Here is a 24691-nt window from a genome sequence, read left to right as displayed (position 1 = left end):
CTATTTTCACCTTAATACCCTTTATTTGTTATACTAAAAGGGAATACAAAAGAAAAGGGGACAGTGCCTTTGATGAAATTTGTAGTTTTAGCTATTCTTACTTTGTTTTTGATTCCATGGACAAGAAGTAGTAGTAAGCTTCGAGCAGTGGATAAGAAGGGAGATAAGAAGGTTGTAAAGGGTAAGAAATCATCTATTTTAGTTATTCCTGTTTTATTTTGGATAGGTATTGCAATCTATGAATACTTTTGGCTAATTGATGATCGAGTAGACTCGATTCTTACTCATTATTCTGTTGCAGTAGCAATTTTAATTGGGCTTGTTTTATTTTCACAAGATCAAATAGGGAAATTAGAAGGTACATTAAAAGGATTTCTAATGTTTATTTTACTCGCAAGTTACGGCTACTTTGGTTATTTGCACGATATAGTAATCTCGCAAAAGAAATATGATTCTGTTGTTAAGATAGAGAAAGATATTTCAGAGCCATTTACTGAAAATGACCAGCCGTTTACAGTGCCGCCAAAGACAGCGGAGAATAAGATGAAAAAAGTATTTGGTGATATTCCAAAAGTAGCTTATTTTGAGCTAGGAGAATTAACGCCACAAATGGTAAACGGCGAGGCTTTATATGTAGCGCCGATTGAAGTTTCAGGATTTTTTAAAGCGCGTAAAGCTGAGACAATTCCAGGGTATGTAACGATGTCAGGTACGAATCCTGATGCGGAAGCGAAACTGCACCTCGGTTATAAAATGAAATATGTGCCAAGCATGTTTTTTGGTAATAATTTAGAGCGTGTGGTAAGGCAAGCAGAACCAAATTTAATCTTTAAAGGAAAACCTAAATTTGAGGTTGATGATAAAGGAAAACCATATTATACAATGACGTATGGTGAATTTATTTCAGGAAGATCTGGATTTGAGGTAGAAGGTGTTGTCGTAGTAGATGCACAAACAGGTGAAGTGAAAAGATATGATAAAGGAAAGGCACCTAAATTTGTTGATGGTGTATTAAATCATGAGACTGCATCTACGTTAAATACGTACTTTGGTAAATATATTCACGGATTTTGGAATACGAAATTCTCGCAAACAGATATGAAAATTCCGACTGAGTGGGGAACGAAAGAAGGGGTGACCCCGATCTTTGGTAAAGATGGAACACTGTATTATTTTACAGACTTTACTTCTCCAAAAGAAGGAGTAGATTCAGCCCTAGGCTATTCATTAGTAGATGCACGTACAGGCAAGCTATATTACTATAATGGAAAAGAAGTAAAGGGGATTATGGATGGTTCAGCAGCTACAGAAGTAGTGGATAATTCCTTTAAGAGAGAGAAATGGCATGGGACAATGCCTGTCATTTATAACGTATACGGTAAACCAGCTTGGATTATTCCGGTTGTTGATGATGGAGGCCTAGTACGTGCACATACAGTTGTATATGCTGCTAATGCAAAAATATTTGCGACAGGTTCTTCGCAGAAAGAAGCGCTTGAGAATTATAAAAACGTAATGAGCGGTAATGGTGATACATTTAGACCAACCTCAACAGGAAAAGAAGCGCAAAAAGAAGGTATTGTACAACGTGTATATAAAGAAAAATCAGGTGAAAATACAATCGTGTACGTACTTTTAGAGAATGAACAAAAGGTATTTATGATACCGGTGAAGAAATTCCCATATGCTATGTTTACAGAAGTAGGAGACCCAATTCAAATTACATATTTAGATACGGGAGAGATGATGTCCTCAGTATCTAAATTTACGAATAGCAATGTGAAAAAGTAAAGCGATAGAATTTCTATCGCTTTTTTTACATTATGAAAGAGGAAAATGCGCTGTACTTGACGTATGTTTATGATGTAACTATAATTGTTACGATTCAGTTTGTATAGGAAAGGGTGAATTGAAAAAGTGAATGAAGTTAATCACGAAATATATAAACCTGTAAAGGCAAACAGGTTATGGATGATTCTTGTATTAGGAACACTTACGGCGATTGGGCCATTATCTATTGATATGTATTTGCCTTCATTACCGAAGTTAACGGATGACTTGCAAACAGGTGCATCCCTCGCGCAGCTTACATTAACAGCTTGTTTGCTTGGGCTGTCAGTAGGACAATTATTTGTTGGCTCAATTAGTGATATTTACGGAAGACGCAAACCTCTTATTATTGCTCTTATTATTTATGTTGCTTCTTCTTTACTTTGTGCTGTTGCGCCATCTATTTGGACATTAGTGTTATTGCGCTTCCTACAAGGAGCTTCAGGATCAGCCGGGATTGTTATATCACGTGCGATGGTACGTGATATGTATTCAGGTTCTGAAATGACGAAGTTTTTCTCACTGCTTATGTTAGTAAACGGAGCAGCACCTATTTTGGCACCGATTATTGGGGGGCAATTATTACAGTTTACAACGTGGCGCGGTGTTTTCATCGTTCTTGGAGCAATTAGCGTATTCATGTTAATCTCAGCTATTTTTGTATTACGTGAAACATTACCTCCTGAAGAAAGAGAAACAGGTGGTTTGTCAGGGACTTTGGCGACGTACGGAAAATTGTTAAAGGACCGTCTGTTTATGGGATATGCATTGTCACAAGGATTAGTAACAGCGGCAATGTTTGCATACATTTCGGGCTCACCATTTGTGTTGCAGAACATATACGGAGCATCACCACAGCAGTTTAGTTTATTCTTTGCGATTAACGGCATCGGTATTATTATTGCTAGTCAAGTAACGGGTCGTTTAGCGGGGAAAGTGAATGAGAAGACATTATTTGTCTCTGGTATCATTATTGCAGCTGTTGGTGGTTTATCTTTATTACTGACAATCTTACTAGGGATAGGGTTAATTGGTGTTTTATGCTCGTTATTCCTTGTCGTATCAAGTGTTGGGGTTGTCTCAACAACTGGGTTCTCATTAGCGATGAGAAATCAAAAACAAGCTGCAGGAACAGCATCAGCTTTATTAGGCTTATTACAGTTCATTTCAGGAGCGCTTGTTGCACCGCTAGTAGGTATCGGTGGAAGTAATACAGCATTACCGATGGGTGTTGTTATTGCGCTTTGTGAAGTAGGAGCAGTGTTATGTTATCTATTTATGGCCAGAAGAAGTGAGAAGCAGTTTGAACTGCAGCAAAAACAAAATTTAGAGGCTTAACAAAAAAGAACTGATTCAAAGGGAATGTTTGAATCAGTTCTTTTTTCATTTCTTTGAAATACCTCATACAGTTTTGTAAGGTGATGTAGTAAAGCAGTGCAAAAGTTATTTGTATAAAGTGACGATACTGTGACAAACATGTTGGTATATATATTACGATGTCGTCTTAAGTGTAAAAAGTAGGATGTTCTCGGTATAATAACAAGTGGAGATAAAAGAAACTATAATGAGTAGTAGCTGTAGATAAAAGGAGAAGAAGAGATGAAGAAGGTTTTGGGTATTGCTGTAATGGGAAGTATGATCCTTCTAGCAGGATGTAATGGAAATAAAGATACGAAAGAACCGAAAGAAAAGGTAGAGCAATCCACTGAGCAAACAGAAGAGATGAAAGAATACCGTGCAGTACATGAAAAATACGATATGAAAATGAATAAAGAAATTAATAACGCACTGCAGCTATTTGAAGTGGCAAAGGAAAAGGGCGGTAAGGAAATAACGAAGGATACATATAAAGAAAATGTGCAAAAGGTAACGACAAACATGTTAGAAGATATTGATAATATACGTAAAGAAATTCGTGTTCCGAAGTCGAAAGAGCAAGAACATGAGGTATATGTTGGTTTCTTGAATGAATCAGAACAAGCGATGAAAAAATTACAGAAGTTAGCGAAAGAAGAAGATTCATCGTTGATTCGTGATATAGAAATTAACTTTGCAACAGCATCGACATACTATAAACGTTTTCAAGCAGAAACGAAAAAATAACCTTGCCTGTGCAAGGTTATTTTTTCTTCTTACCATCTCCGTCTTCATCCTCGGATACTAATACCTTCTGTTCTTCGTGAAATTCGGAAATAGTTTGCCCGGTAATATTATCGAAAGGAGTATAAAAAGAAGTAATACGTTTCTTTTTAATAAAGAGTTTATAGAAGCCGATGATGGCAAGTATAACGATTGTTAAGGGTAATCCTATAGTAGCAAGAAGTAAGGGGTCCATCTTATAACTCCTTTAATATCATTTCTTTTTATTATAAGCCGAAAACTGTAATTTCGATAAAAGAATTAAAAACTGACTTTTCTAAATTTATCCAATTAGATTGACTTTTCAATTTTTCAGAATTATAATTCGAGATATACAATTTGAACTAAATAATAATATAGCAATTTACTTATCCAGAGAGGTAGAGGGACTGGCCCTATGACACCTCAGCAGCGGGTTCTGTAATAAGAACACCGTGCTAATTCCAGCAAGCAAGTCTTGAAAGATAAGTGATGGGCCTTTGTTTATTAAGCCTTGATCTTATTTTTTAAGATCAAGGCTTTTTGTATTCTAAAAAGAGAAAAGGGAGTAATGGAAAAAGTACGTTTATAAAACTAAGTAAATATATGTGTTTAGGGGGTTATTAGGGTGTATGTAATTAAAAAATTATCAGTTATGGTGTTCACGCTATGGGTTATTACGACGGTGACATTTCTAATTATGCATATTATTCCGGGGGATCCATTTTCATCAGATGCAAAAATCTTTCCTGAAGAAGTGATCCAAAACATGAGAGCGAAGTATCACCTTGATGAACCGTTATGGAATCAATATGTTGCTTATTTAGACGGCGTAGTTCATTTTGATTTTGGTGAATCTGTTCAATCAACCGGGCAAGGTGTATCAGAAATTATAACAACTGGTTTTGGTCCATCAGCAATTATTGGTTTACAAGCACTTATTATTTCATTGCTAGTCGGAATTGCTGCAGGTACATTTGCTGCTCTCTATCATGGGAAGGTAATTGATTACGGTGTAAGTTTACTTGCCATCCTCGGTATTTCTATTCCGAGCTTTATTTTAGCACCACTATTTATACAAGTATTCGCTATCCAATTTGAGCTTTTACCAGTAGCCTCTTGGGGAACATTCGAACATACAGTATTGCCATCCTTTGCATTAGCGTTAGGGCCAATCGCAGTTATTACAAGGTTTGTTCGTTCTAATATGATCGAAGTACTGCAGAGTGATTATATTAAGCTAGCAAGAGCAAAAGGCATACCAATTAAGAAGATTATTATAAGACATGCTCTTCGAAATGCGATTGTTCCAGTACTTACATTTGTGGGACCGTTAATGGCTGGACTTTTAACAGGGACTTTCGTTATTGAAAAAATCTTTTCAATTCCTGGCCTAGGAAAATATTTTGTAGATAGTATTTTTAACCGAGACTATCCGGTGATTATGGGAACAACGATTTTTTATAGTGCATTATTAATTGCTTGTATTTTCATTACAGATATTATTCATCGTATTGTTGATCCGCGTATTCGTTCTATTACATAAGGAGGGGGGATATTAAAATGGGAGCTTATGAAATTAATGAACAGTTATTAACGAAAGAAGAGAAAAAAGAATTAACGATAAATAAAAATCAGCAAACGATTAGCAGAAAGAAAGAAGTGTTTCGTAAGTTTATATCGAATCCAATCGCAGTTTTAGGAACAGTGACGTTATTGCTAATTATTGTTTTCTCGCTTATTGGCGAAAGTTTAACTTCATTTACTGCGAGTGAACAAGTAAAAGAGGCAACAAATTTACCGCCTAGTAGTGAGCATTGGTTCGGAACAGATGATTTGGGAAGAGATATATGGACACGTACTTGGGCTGGCGGGAAAATTTCATTAACAGTTGGATTAGTGGCAGCTGCTCTTGATATAGGACTTGGTGTGCTAATCGGAGGATTTAGTGGATATGTGAGAGGGCGCAATCGCCTTGGGACATTAATTGATGAGTGGATTATACGAGGAATCGAAGTGTTATACGGTATCCCGTATTTATTAATTGTTATTTTACTATTAATTGTTATGAAACCAGGTCTTTTTACCATTATCATCGCCCTTGCATTAACAGGATGGATTGGTATGGCACGTCTCGTTAGGGCGCAAGTCTTATCTTTAAAACAAAGAGAGTTTGTTATTGCAGCGGAGCGATTAGGTACATCCCATATGAAAATTATATACGGGCATTTAATTCCGAACTTAACGGGCATTATTATCGTAAATTTATCATTTACAATTCCTGCAGCTATTTTCTCAGAATCATTTTTAAGCTTTATCGGACTAGGAGTGCAATCACCGGCAGCAAGCTGGGGGACGATGACGAATGATGCACTTGGGACATTATTGAGTGGAGAATGGTGGCAGCTATTCTTCCCAGCAATCATGATTGCGCTCATTATGTTCGCATTTAATGCGATTGGTGATGGTTTACAAGATGCAATTGATCCAAAAATCGTAAAACGGAATCGAAAGGAGAAAAAACATGGGACAGCTCTTATCTTTAGAAAACGTAACGTTAGCCGTTGAAAAAGAGAATAGTAACCAAGCAATTGTGAAGCATGTTTCCTTTTCTATTAGCGAAGGTGAAATAGTTGCACTTGTAGGAGAAAGTGGTTCAGGGAAAAGTGTTACAGCACAATCTATTATCGGCTTAAATCAAGAATCAATTCATATTGATGATGGAAATATATCTTTTGAATCAAAGGAATTAACGAATCTACAAGAATCAGAATGGAATCAAATTCGAGGGAAAGATATTTCGTTTATCTTTCAAGACCCACTTTCATCTTTAAATCCGACGATGAAGGTAGGAAGGCAAATTACAGAGGTGATTTTGCAACACGAAAAGAAATCGAAAAAAGAAGCAAAAGAAATTGCGATTAACTTATTAAATGATTTAGGGATACATGAAGCAGAGAAACGCTTTGAACAGTACCCACATCAATTAAGCGGAGGCATGAGGCAACGTATTTGTTTAGCAATCGCATTTGCCTGCCACCCCAAACTCGTTATTGCGGATGAACCTACGACAGCATTAGATGTAACAATTCAAAAGCAAATTATGGAGTTATTAAAGGAAAGAAAGGAAAAGCAAAATACGAGTATTTTACTAATTACGCACGATTTAGCACTTGTACGTGAAGTAGCGGATCGAGTAGTTGTGATGTATGGAGGACGTGTTGTTGAAAAAGGAACGATAGAGGAAGTGATAGGTTCCCCTAAACATCCATACACAAAAAGCTTATTACAAGCAATTCCGAATATGGATGATTCCGAAAAGGTATTACGTGCAATAGAAGGAACGACACCTTCCATTGAAACATTAAATAGCTTTGGTTGTCCTTTTGTAAATCGTTGTCCAGTAGCGATAAAAGAATGTATTCATCGTTTCCCAGAGAGAACAACGTATTCTAAGGAGCATAGTTCACATTGCTGGCAGCATGTTCTGGAGCATAATAAAGCGAAATCAAAAGAGAAGGTGAATGCCTCATGACGACAGATTTAATTACTGTAAAGCAAGTAACAAAAACATATGGAAGTAGAAGTAAAGAAATCACAGCGTTAAAAGATATATCACTTTCTATCCCGAAAGGAACAACACTTGGCATTATTGGTGAAAGTGGTTCAGGAAAAACAACACTTGGAAAGCTTATAGCTGGGATTGAGAGCCCAACGTCTGGTGAAATTGATTATAACGGTCAAGTCGTTCACAAGCTGAAATCAGCTCATAGGCGAGATTTTTTACAGAAAGTACAGTTCATTTTTCAAGATTCCGCAGCAGCATTAAATCCGCGCTGGAAAGTACGCGATAGCGTAACGGAAGGTTATATTTCATTCGGTTTAGGTGATAAAGGATTAAAGGATAAAGTAGCGGGTGATGCGCTAGAGCGTGTTGGATTAGATAGAAGATATATTGATCGATATCCGCATGAATTTAGCGGAGGACAACGTCAACGTATCGCTATTGCAAGAGCGTTATTGTGTGAGCCGGAAGTATTGATTCTTGATGAACCGATTTCAGCATTAGACGTTTCATTGCAAATTCAAATTGTACATCTGCTGCAAAAAATCCAAAAAGAACAAGGTTATACATATTTATTCATCGCTCACGATTTACCGATGGTTCACTATTTATGTGAAAAAGTAGCTGTCTTATACAAAGGAGAACTTGTTGAATTTGGAAATACGGACGAAGTATTCCGTAATCCACAACATTCTTATACAAAAACATTATTAGCATCAACACCAAAAATTTCAGGTTAAAGGAGAATGTAGGATGAAGAAGTTTTTACTGTTTGTCATTATGACTGTTTTAGCGATTACTTCTGTCGCTTGCGGTAAGAAAGAGACGCAAAAGGCGAGTGCTGGTAAGGGAGAAGGAGATCGATTAGTAACGAATATTAGTAGTGATCCATATACACTTGATTCTGCTATTGCAACAGATAGCACGTCAGGTTATATAATTGGACAGTTGTTTTCAAGTTTATATACGCAAGATAATAATGGGAAATATCAAAATGAATTAGCGGAGAAAGAAGAAGTAAATGCTGATGGAACTGAATATACAATCCATTTGAAGAAAGATATTAAATGGTCAGATGGTTCTCCTATTACAGCAAATGATTTTGAATTTGCATGGAAGCGATTATTAAATCCGAAAACGGGTTCTATGAATGCGACAGAAATGTATTTTATTAAAGGGGCAGAGGCGTATAATACTGGAAAAGGTGAAGAGGGACAAGTTGGTATTCAAGTTGTTGATCCTCAAACATTAAAGGTAACCCTTGAACACCCAGTTGCTTCTATTAAACAAAAACTAGCAAGCTCACTATTTATTCCATTAGCTAAAAAGTCGATTGATGATAATAATAAATTAAAAACAGATCCAAAAGAGTTAATTACGAATGGGCCATTCACGTTAAAAGAGTGGAAGCATAACCAAGCTATTACAGTACAAAAAAATAAAGAATTCTATGATAAAAAGGTAACTCTAAAAGAAATTGAGTTTCGTATTATTCCAGACTCTAAAACAGCGTATCAATTATTTAAATCCAAAGAATTAGATTTACTAAGTGGTTTACCACAAGAGATGATCGAAAAAGAAAAAGGAAATAAAGAATATAAGCGTGTTGCAGGGTTCTCTTCTTATATTTATTCGTTTAACGTAGAAAAAGAGCCGTTTACAAATGCGAAGGTACGTAAAGCATTTTCATTAGCGGTTGATCGTAAATTTATCGTTGAAAAATTGTATAAAAATAATGCGCAAGAAGCATATGCATTCGTTCCAGAAGGAGCAAAAACACAAAGTGGCCGTGATTTCCGTAAAGAAAAAGGTGATTACGTTAAATTTGATCCAGCGGAAGCGAAAAAGTTATTAGAAGAAGGCATGAAAGAACAAGGCTGGTCTACATTACCTGAAGTAACATTAAAATTCACTACAGATACACAACATAAAAAAGTGGCAGAAGCAATGCAAGAAATGTTTAAGAAAAATCTTGGCGTAGATATTAAATTAGAAAATAAAGAGTGGAAGAGTTACATCGACACATACAAGCAAAGTGATTTCCAATTAGCTTATATGGGATGGGGCGGCTCTTTATTAGATCCAATTACTAAACTAGATTTATATGCGGGTGATGGTCCAAATAACTATGCAAAATGGCATAATAAAGAATTTGACGCTTTAATAAAAGAAGCAAAAGTTGAACAAAACGAGGATAAGCGTTTTGAATTATTGCATAAAGCGGAAGATATTATGTTTACAGATTCACCATTAATCCCAATTATTTTCCCAAGTGCTTCCTATTTACAAAAATCATCAGTATCCGGTGTCCAATTCATTATTGGTTCTAGTCCAGAATTAAGATACGCAAAAATTAAAAAATAAAGAAGTAGGCAACCGCCTACTTCTTTATTTTATTTCTCTTTTATATTCTTTTTTCGTTCCATCAGAGAAGACAACTTCTAAATCAAATTTTTGATAGTCTTTATCAAGTTTGAATACGTTCACTACTTGATCGATTACTTCTTGGTCAGCAGTATCTTTATCAAATTTTAATTCTTGTAGAAGTGGGCTTAATTTTGTGATAGCCTCGTCTCCTGTTAATTTTACATCTGCTTTATGATCTTCAATTTTTGCTTCCATTTTCTTGTCAGCTGCTACATTTTTATAGTCTGCTTCGTAGTCCTTCTTTGTATCTTGATAGTCTGCCTTTAAATCGAATTCATTGAAGTTTAGTTTTAAATCTGCAGGAGCCTCATTTTTTGCTTCTTCAGTCGTCTTTTTATTAGAAGTTGTGTCTTCTTTGGCAGGAGCTTTACATCCTGTTAATGCAGGTACTAGCATAAGAGCTAATAAAACTGATAGTAGAATTCTCATTATAAATTCCTCCTTATGTAAATTCGTTCTATACAAGTTTTTCCCAAAAACATGTAATTATGTATGTGTTGAAAATAAATTATTATCCTGCAGTCACGAGGGCTAATCCGCAATTTAAATCAAAAACGATTTGTATGTATATGGTAAATTGAAATTGTGAGGGAGGGGCTAAAATGCATGAAGAATATAAAGAGATAATAAAAAAATCAATTGAATATATAGAGAATCACTTACATGAGGAGCTTACAACAGAAAGAGTGGCATCTCACAGTGCCGTATCGATGTACCATTTTCATCGCATCTTTCAAAGATATGTTGGGATGAGTGTAACGGATTATATTCGAAAGAGAAGGTTAACTCATGCTGCGCAAGTTTTAGTGTCAACGGAGAGAGCTGTTATTGATATTGCACTGCAATACGGTTTTTCCTCACAAGAGGCATTTACGAGAGCTTTTAAAAGAATGTTTCAATTGCCACCAAAGAAATATCGAAAGTACTTTCAGTCATTTTATATAGAAAGAGAGGGTGTTTCAATGCAAAAAGGTATACCGAAAGGATGGATCTTAAGTGGGAGTCATCCTGCTGAATATGAGATGGGTTTAGATTATGAAGTTGTCCATCAAGGAAAAGTATCTGCATACATAAAAGCAAAAGAGAATGTTACGCACGGAGGATTTTCAACATTAATGCAAATGTTCAGAGCGGATAAATATGTAGGGAAGAGATTACGTTTTACAGCATTTGTTAAGAGTGAAAATGTAAGAGATTGGGCAGGATTGTGGATGCGAGTAGATGGAAAAGATACAGAACCGCTCGCTATGGATAATATGCAAAATCGCCCCATTAAAAATACGAATAACTGGCAATCGTACTCGGTTGTATTAGATATAAAAGAAGAAGCACTTGGTATTGCATTTGGTGTTTTATTATCAGGAGAAGGTTGTGTGTGGCTAGATAGTATTCGATTTGATGAAGTAGATGAAAAAATTCCTTCAACAGATTTGGCAGAGAACTTTTATGAAACACTTTTAGAAGAGCCGGTGAATCTGCAATTTGAAGAAGTAGAAAAATAAAAAACAAGGAGAAAAGATATGCTCAAATATGTAAAACTAATAAGTATTAGTTTAGTAATATCGTCTTGTATTATGGGAATTAATTATTTAGTTAGCTATCTTTGGTCAGGGCATATACCTTCTTTGACGTGGAGAACATATTTGATGTTTGTGTTTATATTTATGATGAGTTTTGGTTCAATGCAAAAAGAAGGAAAAGAGGATTATTGACAATAGTCTTTTTCGCATTTCTTTCATTAACACAAATGGTTGTAACTGTGCCACATGAAATGCTTTCTAAAACATATCAAACAATCAGTGAATTATTTCCTGCAACATATGCAGCGAATGGCTATTATACAATAATATTTGGAGGAGTTAGTTTAGAGAGAAATATTATTTCATTATTAGTTATTGTATTGGTTACACAATCAGTAGCAGTGATGACTTTAGCTATAAAAGGAATGGTAAAGGGAAGAAGAAGCTCTGTAGTTAAAGAAGTATAAAATAAAAAGGTATCCTCAATGGATACCTTTTTATTAGCACTTATTATTTTGTAACTTCTGTCCACTTGTAGTTAAACTCACCACCGAAGTCAGTTGTTACAAGTCCTTTAATGAAAGAGCGTTGTAAGTAAGAACGGCCTTGTTGGTATAAAGGAGCGACAGCGCCGTCTTGTAATAGAATTTTTTCAGCTTGCTTCATTGCTTCAAAGCGTGCTTTTTCATCGCCAGCTAAATCTGTTTTCACTTTATGAATTAGCTCATCGTACTCTTTGTTAGAGTATTTATCGAAGTTATAAGCACTATCTGTTGTAAATAAATCTAAGAATGTAATTGGATCAGCGAAGTCAGGGCCCCAGCCGTCAATACCAATTTCATAGTCACCACTTAATAGTAGTTTTAGCTGTTGTTTACGTGGTTGTGGTTTTAAATTCACTGTTAATCCATCTAGGTTCTTTTCTAATTCACCTTTTAAATATTCACCAGTCTTTTTAGCTAAAGCATTGTCACTTGTTAATAGTTCGATTGTTACTTTGTCAGTACCAAGTTCTTGTTTTGCTTTTTTCCAGTTTTCTTTCGCTGTTTTCACATCATCCTTGACTAGATTTCCATTTTCTTTACGGAAGTCATTGCCTTCTGGGCTCTTTGCAAATTTCGCAGGAACCATTCCTTCAGCTGGAACAGCGCCGTTATTTAAGATTGTTTCTACGTAAGCTTTTTTATTCATTGCGCCGTTAATAGCAAGGCGTGCATGTTGATTTTTTAATGTTTCATTTTTCTGATTTAATCGTAAGAATTGAATGCCGACTTCAGCGCGTTCTTTGAAGTTTGGATCGCTCTTATATTTATCAACAAACTCTGCAGTTAAAGCAACACGATCAATTTGTCCTGAATCATATAAGTTCACTTCTGTAGACTTATCTTTAACGACATTGAAGTTGATTTCTTCTAATTTTACAGTTTTAGCATCCCAATAGTTAGGATTTTTCTTCAATTGGAAGCTTTGTTCATGTTTCCAGTTATCTAATGTGAAAGCACCGTTATAAATTAAATGATTTGTTTCTAAACCATATTTATCGCCTTGAGACTTTAAGTACTCTTCATTAATTGGTAAGAATGTTGAGAATGTAGTTAAGCTTAAGAAGTAGGGAACAGGACGGTCTAGTTGTACTTCTAAAGTTTTGTCATCGACAGCTTTAATACCTAATTGATCAACCGGTAATTGTTTTTGGTTTATTTGTTTCGCATTCTTTATATCGAAGAATAAGAATGCATATTCAGCTGCTATATCAGGATTTACGGCACGTTGCCAAGCGAAGACGAAGTCCTTTGCTGTAACAGGAGTACCGTTTGACCATTTTGAATCACGGAGATGGAATGTATATTTTGTTTTATCGGGACTAATGTCAACCGACTCAGCGACACCAGGAACCGGTTTATTATCTTCTCCCATTGCATATAGCCCTTCAAAAACATTACGCATTACGTTCATGGATTCCCCATCCGTTGCTTTTGCAACATCCATTGTTGGAATTTCTGAAGCGAATGATAAGTTAATTGCCTGTTTATCAGGTGCTTTATCGTTTGCTTTCGCTCCGCTTGCATTATCTTTATTTCCCCCGCAAGCAGTTAGTAATAGACTTGCCCCTAAAACAGATGCAACAACAGGTACAACTTTTTTCTTCATTGTTCGTTCCTCCCTAAATGTGTTGTTCGTAACGTCATAATGTCCGTGTCTTGAAGTAGCTATAGAAGGAGATAAAACCTATTATAAATATTTGTTTATAGGTAATCAGGTGTTCTATATGTATATACATGTTGAACTATAATCTATCGTTATATGTTTCAACGTAGTAGACATTATATTTTGATGGTTAAATATTTTGTTTCTTTGATTATTTAGAATATTAACACTGAAAAGAACTATATGTCAATAATAAAAATAGATTGTTAATTTCTTAGAATAATATATTAAAAAAGCAGATTCTCATGTGTGAGAGAACCTATTTTTAATATATTTTGCTAAAAAAACAATTAGTGTGGGCTAATAATAAGTGGGGATGAAGAAACCCCCACTTATTAAAGTTTCACTTTATTTTTCAATTTTTGCCCACTTGAAGTTTAATTGAACTGCAAAGTCTACTTGCACAATTCCTTTCACATAAGAACGTTCTAAATAAGATTCGCCTTTTTGGTAAAGAGGAGCGATAACAGAGTCTTTAAATAATATTTTCTCGGATGCTAGTAATGCTTCCCAGCGAGCTTTTTCATCACCAGCTAAAGTTGTTTTCACTTTTGCTATTGTTTCATCGAATTCCTTATTAGAGTAATGATCTAAGTTATAAGGGTTATTCGTTGTAAATAGCTCAAGGAATGTAATTGGATCCGCAAAGTCAGGGCTCCAGCCATCAATTCCGATTTCGTAGTCACCTTTTAATAAAAGCGAAACTTGTTGCTTACGCGGCTGAGGTTTTATATTTACTGTTAATCCATCTAGATTCTTTTCTAGTTGTCCTTTTAAGAATTCACCAGTTTTCTTATCAAGGTCAGCATCACTCGTTAATAATTCTAATGTTATCTTTTCAGAACCAAGCTCTTGTTTAGCTTTTTTCCATAACTCTTGTGCAGATTTTGTATCAACTTTTGTTAAATCGCCGTTTGCAGTACGGAAGTCTTTTCCTTCAGGTCCTTTTGCAAAGTTTTTTGGAACGAGACCAAATGTTGGTGTAGAGCCATCATTTAATAACGTATTTACAAAGGATTTTCTATCAATTGTTTGATCAATTGCTTGGCGTGCAGAAACGTTTTGAAGTACTTTGTTTTGTTGATTCATACGTAAAAATTGTACGCCTACGTTTGGACGTTCTTTAAAGTTAGCATCCTTTTTATATTTATCGACGAAGTCAGATGTTAGTTTTATACGATCTAATTGTTTTGACTCGAATAAATTTACTTCTGTTGATTTTTCTTTTACGACATTAAAATTGATTTCTTCTAGTTTGACAGTATCTTTATCCCAATAGGTAGGGTTCTTCTTAAATTTAAAGCTTTGTTCGTGCTTCCAATCGCTTAGTGTAAAAGCTCCATTGTACAAGATTGTATTATCTTCTAAAGCGTACTTATCACCTTGTACTTTAAAGAATTCCTCATTAATTGGTAGAAATGTTGGGAACGCTGTTAAGCTAATAAAATAAGGAACAGGACGCTCTAATTCTACCTCAAACGTATGGTCATCAACTGCTTTTACACCAAGTTGGTCGGCTGGAAGTTCTTTGTTGTTAATTTTTGTTGCGTTTTTAATATCAAAGAATAAAAATGCATATTCAGAGGCTGTTGCTGGATCTACGGCACGTTGCCAAGCGAACACAAAATCTTTAGCTGTAACAGGAGTGCCGTTTGACCATTTTGAATCTCGCAAATGGAATGTGTATTTCGTTTTATCGCCACTTACTTCATGAGATTTTGCAACACCAGGAACAGGTTTGTTACCTTCACCAAGATTATACAAACCTTCAAATACGTTTCTCATTACTTGACCAGAATCAGTATCTGTAGCACGAGCCGTATCCATTGTTCGTATTTCAGTAGGTGAAGATAAATTTAAAACCTGTTTACTAGGTGCCTCGTCTTTTGCATTTGCTCCACTTGCTTCGTTTTTATAACTACCGCAACCAGTTAATAAAATACTTACTCCTACAACTGATGCAATACCGGGTACAAACTTCTTTTTCATTTGATTTTCCTCCTAAATAATTAAGTTTGGATGATGATGAGGGAAATGAAAAATAAAAAATCCCTCTTTTCATATTGAGAAAGAGGGATTTTTACGTACAAGTTATGCACCCGTATATAAACGAAGTCCCTCATTCTATCTTTCAAGCATAAAGCTTGCAGGAAGTGGCACAGTATTCAAAATGAACCTGTTGCCGAGGTTTCAAAGGGCCAGTCCCTCCACCTCTCTTGATACAATGAGTAAACGAATAAATTTTATTAATTTTTGTGTTTCTTTGATAATTCAAAATCTTACACCTTGAATAATGAAGTGTCAACTAAATGAAATATAGTTTAAATTTTCAGTTTTCTTAAATGAAAAAACCACTGCATATGGCAGTGGTTTTTCTACTAGAAGTTAAAGTTATCTGGATCTGGACCAACGCGACGATCTTCATTTAAAGCTTGAATTGCTTTCATATCATCAGCACTTAATTCAAAGTCGAAGATGTTTGCATTTTCAATAATGCGATGTTCTTTAATTGATTTGGGAATTGTTACAACTTCGTTTTGTAAATCCCAACGTAAAATAATTTGCGCAGTTGATTTATTATATTTTGTCGCAATTTCTTGTAATGTTGGATTATCTAGTAGTTGTCCTTGCATTAATGGTGACCAAGCTTCAAGCTGGATATTATGTTCTTTACAGAATGCATGTAACTCTTCTTGTGCTAAACGTGGGTGGTATTCCACTTGGTTGACCATTGGCTTAATTTCAGCAATTTCAAATACGTCTTGTAAGTGGTGAATGTGGAAATTACTCACACCGATAGCGCGAACACGGCCATCTTTATAAAGTGTTTCTAATGCTTTCCATGATTCAGTATATTTCCCTTTTACAGGCCAATGTACTAAATATAAATCTAAATATTCTAGACCTAATTTCTCTAATGTAGTTTCAAATGCTTGAAGTGTTGTTTCATATCCTTGATCGCTATTCCATACTTTTGAGGTAATAAATAATTCTTCACGTGAAACACCGGATTCACGAATCGCTTGCCCAACGCCTTCTTCATTTTGATAGATTGCTGCAGTATCGATGCTGCGGTAGCCATTTTTAATTGCTGCTTTTACAGAATCAATTACTTCTGAACCATCTTCTACTTTAAAAACACCTAAACCAAACCAAGGCATTTTTACACCGTTATGTAATGTTGTATAGTCTTTTAAACTTGTTAAAATCATATTATTTCCCCCTAGCTTTTTTGTTTGTTGCTTCTACTGCTTTTTGAATTGCCTCTGAAAAATTATATTCGTATAAAGTTTTGAGACCCTCAGCTGTGGAACCACCTGGCGTTGTTACTTGTTCGCGAAGGTTAGCTGGATTTTGCGTTTGTTCAAGCATAGAAGCAGAGCCAGAAATCATTTGAATCACAAGATGTTTTGCGGTTTCTTCATCAACTCCATAACTTTTTGTTGCTTCAATTAAGCTTTCAGCAAAGTAATAAAGGAAGGCTGGTGCACTTCCAGTAACTGCAGTAAGCTGATGAACTTCTTCCTCAGTACAAAGTTGCGAAGTACCAATACCTTTTAAAAGTAGTTGCAAGGTTTCTTGATGTATCTCGTTTACTGATTGTCCCATTGTATATAAGGAGATAGACTTGCCAATTTCAGCAGCTGTATTAGGCATAATCCAAGCAACAGGCGTGCCTTTTGGGAGTCTAGCTTCTAAATAAGATGGTCCAATGCCAGCTGCTACCGTTACGACTAGTTGATTTGATATTAACGGAGATAGCTCAGCTAATAACTCTTCATGAGCAGAAGGTGGCATTGCTAAAACAACCGTATCAACAGATGTAACATGCTGCTTCCAATCTGTTGCAGTAGACACATTATATCGTGCTTGTAATTGTTCTAGCTTTTTTACGTTACTTCGGTTAGAAACGATAATTTCTTCAATGTATTCTTTGCTTGTTTTAAGTAATCCGGAAAATATAGCTTCTGCCATACGACCAGCACCAATAAATAGAATTCGATGTTTAGTGAGCATATCCTTTATTCCTTTCCAGTAGAGATATGTTATAAAAAACGATAACATCTTTAAGAGAATTTTGTAAAAAGAAAAGACTTATCGTAGATGGAATGGATAATGAGAAGGCGGAAATTCATGCTAATATTAGCTGTTATTAATCTCTTTATATGTGTAGCTGGTTTGCTAGAGTGGAAGAGCAATTATAAGGGACAAGAACATACAAATAACTATATCTAGAAAATAATTAGAATTGAAAAACCCCTGAAGCACATATGCTCCAGGGGTTTACTAATAGAATATAAGATTATGCTTTTGTCATACCAAGTAATACAGCGCCGCCAATAATTAAAACACTACCTAGTGCAATAAAGATCAATTGACGTTTTGTTTTCTTTTCACCTAAGAATACAATCGCACCGAATGTTGAGATAACGATTCCAGTTTGAGATAATGGGAAGCTTGTTGCTACTCCGACACGTGGTAGTGAAAGAAGTAAGAATAAGTTTCCAGTTCCCCATAGTAAACCAGATAAAGCATTACGGATTGCATATTTGTTAAATGGTTTATGTTTAGATGTCAGTACAACCGCCCCAACAAACATACCAACTGCTTGTGGTAAAATAGCAGACCAACCATCGATATTATACCAACGAATAATAATTACATATACAAGATAGCCGAAAGTAGAAACAATTAAAGTAAGAAGTCCTTTTTTCAATTGTCCAGGTGGCTGAGCATTTTCTTTATCATCTAATGATGTGAATACAACACCAACTACGATTAATAGGATTGCAATCGTTCCCAGAATAATCGTTGTAGTAGTAGTCCACTCACGGAAAGCGATAACCCCAAAGATAGAAGTTGCAACAAGTTGCATACCAGTAGAAATCGTTACAGTAGTTGAAACACCTAGTTTTTCAACTGTTTTTAATTGGTTTACTTGTCCTAAAGCCCAGAATAAACCTGAAATAAAACCAACAATTAAGATTGTCATTGTTAAAGCTGGTTGAGTAAATACATACATAATTGTTGCGAAGAATAGAGCACCGATTGTCATACCTACCGTTTGGCTATATGCACCACCGCCCATTTTTACGCTTACTAATAAGATGTTTCCCCATGCAATTGCAGGAAGAAGCGCTAATAAAATGTCCATTACAAGACTCCCTTCGGTTTGCTATACCAATATAGTTACATATCGTTCTAACGATCGGTAATGCCCCACTAATAGAGTAGAAGATTACCGATCGCTAAAACAGGATGAAGAATTCACGATATAAATGCGTTTTCATTTCTTCATTTTTTGAAACACCTCCATATAATAACAGGAAATTGCCTATTTTAGAAAGTGAATTCAAATAAAATGTATATTTTAATAAGAGGTAAAATTCAGTTATTTCCCGGTGGTATATTTTATTTCCTAAGAAATAAAGAAGCAGCTTTGAAAAAAGCTGCTTTAAGAGTTAGTAATTCTTTTATTAATAAGTTGAATACATAGTAGAAATACGAGTGACATACCGATAGTAATAACTACAAGTGTCCATGCGAGTTGTATATTACTTGCATCAATAGCCATGTAAATTGCAGTTGGGATTGTCTGTGTTTTACCAGGAATGTTCCCGGCAAACATAAGTGTAGCACCAAACTCACCGAGCGCGCGGACAAAGCTCAAAATCATCCCGCTTAGTAAGGCAGGAAATGCGAGCGGAAGTGTAACGTGCAGAAAAACTTGATATTCACTTGCGCCAAGGTCACGAGCACTTTCTTCAATTTGTACATTTGCGATAGAAAATCCCGTTTTCGCTGATTGGTACATAAGCGGAAATGCAACAACTGTAGAAGCAATGATCGCAGCAGTAGATGTGAACATAATAGACTGCTGAAATAATGATTCAACCCACTTTCCGATCGGGCTGTTGTTTCCAAAGATGATAATGAGAAAGAAGCCGATAACAGTTGGTGGAAGTACCATTGGTAATAAAAATATGGTTTCTAATAGTACTTTATATCGCCATGAGGAGCGAGCTAGTGCTCGCCCGACAATCGTCCCTAAAATTGTAACGAGAATAGTGGCGCATGCAGCTACTCTTAAAGATAGAAAGACAGGCGATAAAATAGCATCAATGCTCATAGTAATTACGACAGGACTGTAAATCCATATTTCTTAAAGATAGATTGTGCATCTTTTGACTGCAAATACTCATAAAATGAAGTCGCCTCTTTCTTATGTTTAGATTCCTTTATAACACCTAAAGGATAGTGGATTGGCTCATGAGAAGTAGCTGCTGCTGTCTCACCAATCTTTACTTTATCCGAAATGAGAGCATCTGTTTTGTATACGATACCAGCATCGACATTCCCTGTTTCTACATATGTTAACACTTGGCGAACATCTTTTGTAAATACGACTTTATTTTGAACATCATTCCAAAGGTTTTCGTGTGTTAGAGAAGCCTTTGCATATTTGCCAGCAGGTACAGATTCAGGTGTACCAAGTGCAATTTTTTTGATTTTCTCATTTTTTAAATCTTGAAATTTTGTAAGAGAACTATCTTTAGGGATGACTAGAACTAGTTCATTTCCAAGAAGATTTTTCCCTTCTTTTTCATTAATGAATCCTTTTTTTACAAGGGTTTGGAATTTATCTTCTGCTGCTGAGAAGAATAAATCAGCAGGTGCACCTTGCTCAATTTGTTGTTGAAGTGCTCCAGAAGCACCGAAGTTAAAAGAAAGTTTGATATTTGGCTCTTTTTCTTTATATTGTTTTTCGATTTCTTTTAATGCATCTTGTAAGCTTGCAGCAGCTGAGATAGTCAGTTCAACTGTTTTATCCTCTTTAGCAGCTGACTTTGTATGCTTTTCCCCACTTGTACAAGCAGCGCTAAATATAAGAAGGAAAGAAAGTATAAGTGCCCCGATGGAACGTAATATAAATTTATTCATAAAAAAATCCCCTTTCATTTTGACACATCTAATTATAACTAAATATAACTAAATATAACTAGTTATAATTGAATATAATTTGAACATATGTCTATTTTTAAAAAATAGGAGAAATATTCTTTTCTTTGTTACAATGAAAGGAGAAAGTGAGGAATCGTCTATGGATCATCATTCCTACACAACGGAAGAAGTAGCAAAGCGATTAAAAGTATCAAAATTAACTGTATACGACTTAATTAAAAAAGGAGAACTTCCTTCTTATAGAGTTGGTAGACAGATGCGCATTGATGCAGCAGATTTAGATCAATATATAAAGCAAATGAAAACAGGGAAAGTACAAGTTAATCCTGTAAAAAACGATGGTAGTAGTATCTTGAACACGTGTATTATTAGTGGTCAAGAACTAACGTTAGATATGTTAGCTAAACGTATAGAAAATCGTTTGCCAAGTTCTAATGTTTTAAGAGCGTATCAAGGTAGCTTAACGAGTTTAGTGAAAATGTATCAAGGAGAAGGAAGTATCGCTAGTTTGCATTTGTTTGATGGTGAAACGGGTACATATAACATTCCTTACGTAAAACGTATTTTAGTAGGACAGCCATGTCTTATGATTAATTTATTGTCCAGAAATGTAGGGTTTTATGTTCAAAAAGGAAATCCGAAGAAAATAAAGACATGGGCTGACATATCCGGGTCCACTATAAAGTTTGTGAATCGAGAAAAGGGTTCTGGTATTAGAGTGTTAGTGGATGAACAATTACGAATCCAAAAATTAAATAAAGCTGATATTAGTGGATATGAATGGGAAGAATCGAATCATCTTGGTGTTGCCACGCAAGTTGCAAATGGAAAAGCTGATGTAGGAGTAGGTTCAGAAAAGTTTTCGCAAATTGTAAATGTGGACTTTATTCCAATCATGAAAGAACAGTATGATTTAGTAATTTTGAAGAATAAAGAAAATGAAGAGCTGATTGAAGTTGTGAAAGACATTCTGCAATCGGAAGAATTTCATAATGAATTAAATGCGATTGGCGGATATGATATTACGAAAACAGGTCAAATTGTATATGAAATAAAGTGAAACTTTAATCAGTGGGGGGGTTCTTCATCCCCCACTGATTATTAGTTGAACCAATCGGACTTTAATGGGCAGCCCGACCCCCACCTAACTTCTTTGCTTTCGCTGAATTTTGAGGTGGGGGTCTTACTGCCCATTAAAGCGGGACAAACTAAAAAGCTGCTTGTCTATAAGACGAGCAGCTTTTTCTATATATAAAGGGGTTTGGGGAAACAAAGTGTTAAATAAGACCTTGAGCAAGTGTATAAATGAAAGCCGTAAGAAGAGTAGCTCCACTTGCAAGTCCGATAAAGTCTGATTTGTTGAAAGTAATGTTGTTCATTATAATCTCTCCTTATTTGTTTAATGTAGTTGCAACAGCTTTTGCATCGACAAGTGCGGATAGCACCATGCCCATTGTATTTAAAAATTTATTTGATTTCATATTGTTCATCATGCGTATCCGCTCCTTTTCGAATTGTTGTTGCCCTGCTTATGTCTTAATTATAGGGAATATGGATACTTGCAACTATCGAATTAGCTTACGAAAGACTTACACTTTTGTAAGAAAAAAAGACATTCATGTAAGAATGTCTTTCACAGCATATTGATATGATGATGGTCTTCAATTGTTTTTAAAAAACTACGCATTGAATTCGTCATATAGCTATCTTTACGGCGTATGAAAACCGTTGAAATACTGCCGTATTTTTCAGGGATGGCATGACAATGTACCTTACCTGCTTTAGAAAGATGATGGACAGCAGACTGTGGTACGAGTGTAATTCCGAGACCGAGTGCAACACTGTTTAATATTGTCTCTAATATATTGAATTCCATAATTCTTTTTGGTAGCAAACCTTCATCTTTAAGCCAACGTTCTAGTTTGGAGCGGTATCCACATCCTTGGTTAAAAACGAGTAGAGGGGTTGTTGTAAATTCTTCTATATGAAAGGCTTTATTTTGTGTTATAAGCATTAATTTCTCTGTACTAACATCGTATTGTTCGATTAGTGGATGTTTAATAGGACCTGATATAAAGGCGCCATCTAATTGATGATCAAGTACTTCTCTAATTAATTCTTCTGTTAGACCTGCTTGTAATGATAAATCGACATTCGGATAACTTTTATAGTAAGAAGATAAAATGGTAGGCAGTGTACTTACTGTTTCGACTGTACCGATTTTTAATATACCAGAAGGTGTTTCGCTATCTAAAAATACTTGTTTTAGTTCGTCGACATCTTGCAAAATTTTACTAACATAAACGAGCATTTTTCTTCCTTCAGCTGTTAAAGTCATTCCTCGTTTATGGCGGTAAAAGAGTGGGGTTTTTAATTCGTTTTCTAGTTGTTTAATACGTGCAGTTACATTTGATTGTACATAATTTAATTCCTTTGCTGCGCTACTTACACTACCCTGATCGGCAACGCTTTTAAAGATTTGTAAGTCTCGTAATTCCATTTTGTAATCCCCCTTGATGTTAACTATCATTATAAATGATAGTTAACATCATTTTGAATCATTTTACGTGATATATTTTTTCTTTTACAATTCTCTTTGTGCAAATAGAAAGAAACGGGGGATTGCGGTGAGAAGAGGTCAAATGATAATAGGGGCTTTGGCGTGTTTAATTGCGAGTATGTCATGGGGAGCGATGTTTCCAGTTGCTGATCATGCACTAGAATACATAGATCCATTTTATTTTTCGCTTATTCGCTATGGAGCAGTGGCGATAATGCTGATTGTATTGTTGTTAGTGAAAGAAGGAAAACAGGCATTTTGTTTAGAGGGAAGAGGAAAGTTACTCGTCTTTTTTGGAACGATGGCATTTACAGTATATAATGTCCTCATATTTTTAGGGCAAATGTTAATGGGTAAGTCGGGTGTAATGGTAGCTTCCATTATGGAAGCACTTATGCCGATGATTTCTATTTGTATTTTATGGGGATATAAGCATATAAAACCGAAGAAGTATATGATAACGAGTATGGTTATTGCTTTTGTAGGAGCTGTGTTTGTTATTACAAAAGGTGACATGAGTTTCTTTGTAACATTGAAAGATAATATGTTCCCATTAGCATTTATATTTATTGGTGTTGTAGGGTGGGTTATTTATACGATGGGTGGTCAAACTTGTAGTGATTGGTCAACATTACGTTATTCTACGTTGACGTGTGTATTCGGTACGACTGTTACAGCGATTATAACGGTAATTATTACGTCGCTTGGATATATTTCAGTTCCGAGTATGGGAACGATTTCTATTGTGAAATATGATTTGTTATTTATGATGACATTGCCAGGTATTGTAGCGCTACTTACTTGGAACTATGGTGTGAAAATTTTATCATCCATTAATGGGATTTTATTTATTAATTTTGTACCAATTACGACTTTAGCTATTATGATGATGCAAGGGTATCAAATCACAATGTTTGATATTATAGGGACTGTACTTGTTATTGCAGCGCTTATTCGCAATAACGTTTGTCAGAGAAAAGAAGAAAATATAAATAAGAGAGTTTTACAAGAAGAACAATTACGTCAAGCTGTTTAATAGGCAAATGGAGGATTTCACATGTTAGAAAGTTTATTGTTTTTCTTCGCCGTCGGAGTTGCCTGTGAGCTTGCAGCAATTAATCGAAATGGTCGTAAAAAGATAAAACAACAAGCTGAGCTAATACAGCTTTTAAAAGAATTGAAAGAAAGAAAAAATTAAAAAGACGACCGGGCATAGACGGTCGTCTTTTTCTATATAAAGGGGAAAGGGGACACAAGGTTATACAAGCATAGCAGCGTAAATAAAAGCAGTAAGAAGAAGAGAGCCGCTAGCTAATCCTAAAAAGTCTAATTTGTTAAAAGTGATGTTATTCATAATGAGTTCTCCTTACTTGTTTAATGTAGAAGCAACAGCTTTTGCGTCGAAAAGAGCTGATAATATCATGCCCATTGTATGTAAGAAATTGTTCATTTTCATATTGTTCATCATATCAATCGACTCCTTTTCGAATAGTTGTTGCC

26 protein-coding genes and 2 riboswitches are annotated in these 24691 nt (G+C 35.3%); of the genes, 14 read left to right on the top strand and 12 right to left on the bottom strand.

Going from position 1 to position 24691, the window contains the following annotated elements; genetic code table 11:
• The first annotated feature begins 72 nt into the window (after nucleotides 1-72).
• From GBN91_RS25530 to GBN91_RS25520, 3 genes are all read left to right on the top strand, one after another.
• On the top strand, nucleotides 73-1791 hold the full coding sequence (locus GBN91_RS25530) for a DUF3981 domain-containing protein (RefSeq protein WP_152122646.1): 1719 nt from the start codon (nucleotides 73-75) through the stop codon (nucleotides 1789-1791).
• Between the two features lie 117 nt (nucleotides 1792-1908).
• Nucleotides 1909-3168, top strand: a complete 1260-nt coding sequence (locus tag GBN91_RS25525) for a multidrug effflux MFS transporter (protein WP_226800197.1) — start codon at nucleotides 1909-1911, stop codon at nucleotides 3166-3168.
• Between the two features lie 261 nt (nucleotides 3169-3429).
• Nucleotides 3430-3933 carry a hypothetical protein gene (locus tag GBN91_RS25520; protein WP_086412285.1) on the top strand — a complete coding sequence of 168 codons (504 nt, stop codon included), beginning with the start codon at nucleotides 3430-3432 and terminating at the stop codon, nucleotides 3931-3933.
• Between the two features lie 16 nt (nucleotides 3934-3949).
• On the opposite strand, the gene GBN91_RS25515 is transcribed toward GBN91_RS25520, so the two are convergent.
• Nucleotides 3950-4165 (bottom strand): DUF3951 domain-containing protein, encoded by a 216-nt coding sequence (locus tag GBN91_RS25515; RefSeq protein WP_152122623.1) that lies wholly within the window; start codon nucleotides 4163-4165, stop codon nucleotides 3950-3952.
• A gap of 169 nt (nucleotides 4166-4334) precedes the next feature.
• Nucleotides 4335-4440, top strand: a riboswitch (SAM riboswitch).
• Nucleotides 4441-4576: 136 nt separating this feature from the next.
• Here GBN91_RS25515 and GBN91_RS25510 point away from each other — a divergent pair.
• Genes GBN91_RS25510 through GBN91_RS25490 form a run of 5 tightly spaced genes read left to right on the top strand, consistent with a single transcriptional unit; the run spans nucleotide 4577 to nucleotide 9877 of the window.
• Entirely contained in the window at nucleotides 4577-5494 is a 918-nt protein-coding gene (locus GBN91_RS25510) for an ABC transporter permease (RefSeq protein ID WP_006920097.1), read from the top strand.
• Between the two features lie 17 nt (nucleotides 5495-5511).
• Nucleotides 5512-6516, top strand: a complete 1005-nt coding sequence (locus tag GBN91_RS25505) for an ABC transporter permease (RefSeq protein ID WP_152122621.1) — start codon at nucleotides 5512-5514, stop codon at nucleotides 6514-6516.
• Nucleotides 6473-7483, top strand: coding sequence for an ABC transporter ATP-binding protein (locus GBN91_RS25500; RefSeq protein WP_000531264.1), 1011 nt, complete (start codon nucleotides 6473-6475; stop codon nucleotides 7481-7483). The genes GBN91_RS25505 and GBN91_RS25500 overlap by 44 nt, the downstream gene beginning before the upstream one ends.
• Nucleotides 7480-8253 (top strand): ABC transporter ATP-binding protein, encoded by a 774-nt coding sequence (locus GBN91_RS25495; protein ID WP_152122619.1) that lies wholly within the window; start codon nucleotides 7480-7482, stop codon nucleotides 8251-8253. Before GBN91_RS25500 ends, GBN91_RS25495 begins: the two co-directional genes overlap by 4 nt.
• A 13-nt stretch (nucleotides 8254-8266) precedes the next feature.
• A complete protein-coding gene (locus GBN91_RS25490; protein WP_016124191.1) occupies nucleotides 8267-9877 on the top strand; it encodes a peptide ABC transporter substrate-binding protein in 1611 nt (536 codons plus the stop codon).
• A gap of 24 nt (nucleotides 9878-9901) precedes the next feature.
• Here GBN91_RS25490 and GBN91_RS25485 read toward each other — a convergent pair whose 3' ends face one another.
• Entirely contained in the window at nucleotides 9902-10369 is a 468-nt protein-coding gene (locus GBN91_RS25485) for a YusW family protein (RefSeq protein WP_001221551.1), read from the bottom strand.
• Nucleotides 10370-10542: 173 nt separating this feature from the next.
• Here GBN91_RS25485 and GBN91_RS25480 point away from each other — a divergent pair, with 173 nt between their 5' ends.
• The 3 genes from GBN91_RS25480 to GBN91_RS25470 are packed head-to-tail and all read left to right on the top strand — an operon-like array spanning nucleotide 10543 to nucleotide 11927.
• Nucleotides 10543-11442, top strand: coding sequence for a helix-turn-helix transcriptional regulator (locus GBN91_RS25480; RefSeq protein WP_016124192.1), 900 nt, complete (start codon nucleotides 10543-10545; stop codon nucleotides 11440-11442).
• Between the two features lie 18 nt (nucleotides 11443-11460).
• Nucleotides 11461-11652, top strand: a complete 192-nt coding sequence (locus GBN91_RS25475) for a hypothetical protein (RefSeq protein WP_000922547.1) — start codon at nucleotides 11461-11463, stop codon at nucleotides 11650-11652.
• Nucleotides 11649-11927: a hypothetical protein gene (locus tag GBN91_RS25470; RefSeq protein ID WP_000156944.1), complete on the top strand. Its 279-nt coding sequence runs from the start codon at nucleotides 11649-11651 to the stop codon at nucleotides 11925-11927. The genes GBN91_RS25475 and GBN91_RS25470 overlap by 4 nt, the downstream gene beginning before the upstream one ends.
• Before the next feature lie 43 nt (nucleotides 11928-11970).
• On the opposite strand, the gene GBN91_RS25465 is transcribed toward GBN91_RS25470, so the two are convergent.
• From GBN91_RS25465 to modA, 7 genes are all read right to left on the bottom strand, one after another.
• Nucleotides 11971-13611, bottom strand: coding sequence for a peptide ABC transporter substrate-binding protein (locus GBN91_RS25465; RefSeq protein ID WP_152122616.1), 1641 nt, complete (start codon nucleotides 13609-13611; stop codon nucleotides 11971-11973).
• A 405-nt stretch (nucleotides 13612-14016) separates the two neighbouring features.
• A complete protein-coding gene (locus tag GBN91_RS25460) occupies nucleotides 14017-15657 on the bottom strand; it encodes a peptide ABC transporter substrate-binding protein (protein ID WP_152122614.1) in 1641 nt (546 codons plus the stop codon).
• 132 nt (nucleotides 15658-15789) lie between these two features.
• Nucleotides 15790-15894, bottom strand: a riboswitch (SAM riboswitch).
• Nucleotides 15895-16046: 152 nt separating this feature from the next.
• Nucleotides 16047-16880, bottom strand: coding sequence for an aldo/keto reductase (locus GBN91_RS25455; RefSeq protein ID WP_000604203.1), 834 nt, complete (start codon nucleotides 16878-16880; stop codon nucleotides 16047-16049).
• 1 nt (nucleotide 16881) lies between these two features.
• Nucleotides 16882-17685, bottom strand: coding sequence for a pyrroline-5-carboxylate reductase (gene proC / locus GBN91_RS25450; protein ID WP_025710364.1), 804 nt, complete (start codon nucleotides 17683-17685; stop codon nucleotides 16882-16884).
• A gap of 286 nt (nucleotides 17686-17971) precedes the next feature.
• On the bottom strand, nucleotides 17972-18823 hold the full coding sequence (locus GBN91_RS25445; protein ID WP_000353544.1) for a GRP family sugar transporter: 852 nt from the start codon (nucleotides 18821-18823) through the stop codon (nucleotides 17972-17974).
• Nucleotides 18824-19123: 300 nt separating this feature from the next.
• Nucleotides 19124-19798, bottom strand: a complete 675-nt coding sequence (gene modB, locus GBN91_RS25440; protein ID WP_152122612.1) for a molybdate ABC transporter permease subunit — start codon at nucleotides 19796-19798, stop codon at nucleotides 19124-19126.
• 5 nt (nucleotides 19799-19803) lie between these two features.
• Nucleotides 19804-20610, bottom strand: a complete 807-nt coding sequence (gene modA / locus GBN91_RS25435) for a molybdate ABC transporter substrate-binding protein (protein WP_001031840.1) — start codon at nucleotides 20608-20610, stop codon at nucleotides 19804-19806.
• Between the two features lie 160 nt (nucleotides 20611-20770).
• Between modA and GBN91_RS25430 the strand changes: the two genes are divergently transcribed.
• On the top strand, nucleotides 20771-21691 hold the full coding sequence (locus GBN91_RS25430; RefSeq protein WP_012593135.1) for a substrate-binding domain-containing protein: 921 nt from the start codon (nucleotides 20771-20773) through the stop codon (nucleotides 21689-21691).
• A gap of 217 nt (nucleotides 21692-21908) precedes the next feature.
• Here GBN91_RS25430 and GBN91_RS25425 read toward each other — a convergent pair whose 3' ends face one another.
• Both GBN91_RS25425 and GBN91_RS25420 read right to left on the bottom strand, forming a co-directional pair.
• Nucleotides 21909-22010, bottom strand: a complete 102-nt coding sequence (locus GBN91_RS25425) for a DUF3948 family protein (protein WP_001060017.1) — start codon at nucleotides 22008-22010, stop codon at nucleotides 21909-21911.
• 254 nt (nucleotides 22011-22264) lie between these two features.
• Entirely contained in the window at nucleotides 22265-23131 is an 867-nt protein-coding gene (locus GBN91_RS25420; RefSeq protein ID WP_000423031.1) for a LysR family transcriptional regulator, read from the bottom strand.
• A 127-nt stretch (nucleotides 23132-23258) separates the two neighbouring features.
• Between GBN91_RS25420 and GBN91_RS25415 the strand changes: the two genes are divergently transcribed.
• Complete coding sequence (locus GBN91_RS25415) at nucleotides 23259-24227, top strand: DMT family transporter (protein ID WP_016124196.1); 969 nt, start codon at nucleotides 23259-23261, stop codon at nucleotides 24225-24227.
• 21 nt (nucleotides 24228-24248) lie between these two features.
• Entirely contained in the window at nucleotides 24249-24389 is a 141-nt protein-coding gene (locus tag GBN91_RS25410; RefSeq protein WP_000894065.1) for a YrzO family protein, read from the top strand.
• 60 nt (nucleotides 24390-24449) lie between these two features.
• Here GBN91_RS25410 and GBN91_RS25405 read toward each other — a convergent pair whose 3' ends face one another.
• Nucleotides 24450-24545 (bottom strand): DUF3948 family protein, encoded by a 96-nt coding sequence (locus GBN91_RS25405; protein WP_064774791.1) that lies wholly within the window; start codon nucleotides 24543-24545, stop codon nucleotides 24450-24452.
• Nucleotides 24546-24691 lie beyond the last annotated feature (146 nt).

The organism is Bacillus sp. B1-WWTP-T-0.5-Post-4 (assembly GCF_009183795.1).
GTDB classification, from domain to species: domain Bacteria; phylum Bacillota; class Bacilli; order Bacillales; family Bacillaceae_G; genus Bacillus_A; species Bacillus_A cereus.
The sequence above is the reverse complement of the archived record's forward strand: the minus strand, read 5'-3'. Positions and strand labels throughout refer to the sequence as shown.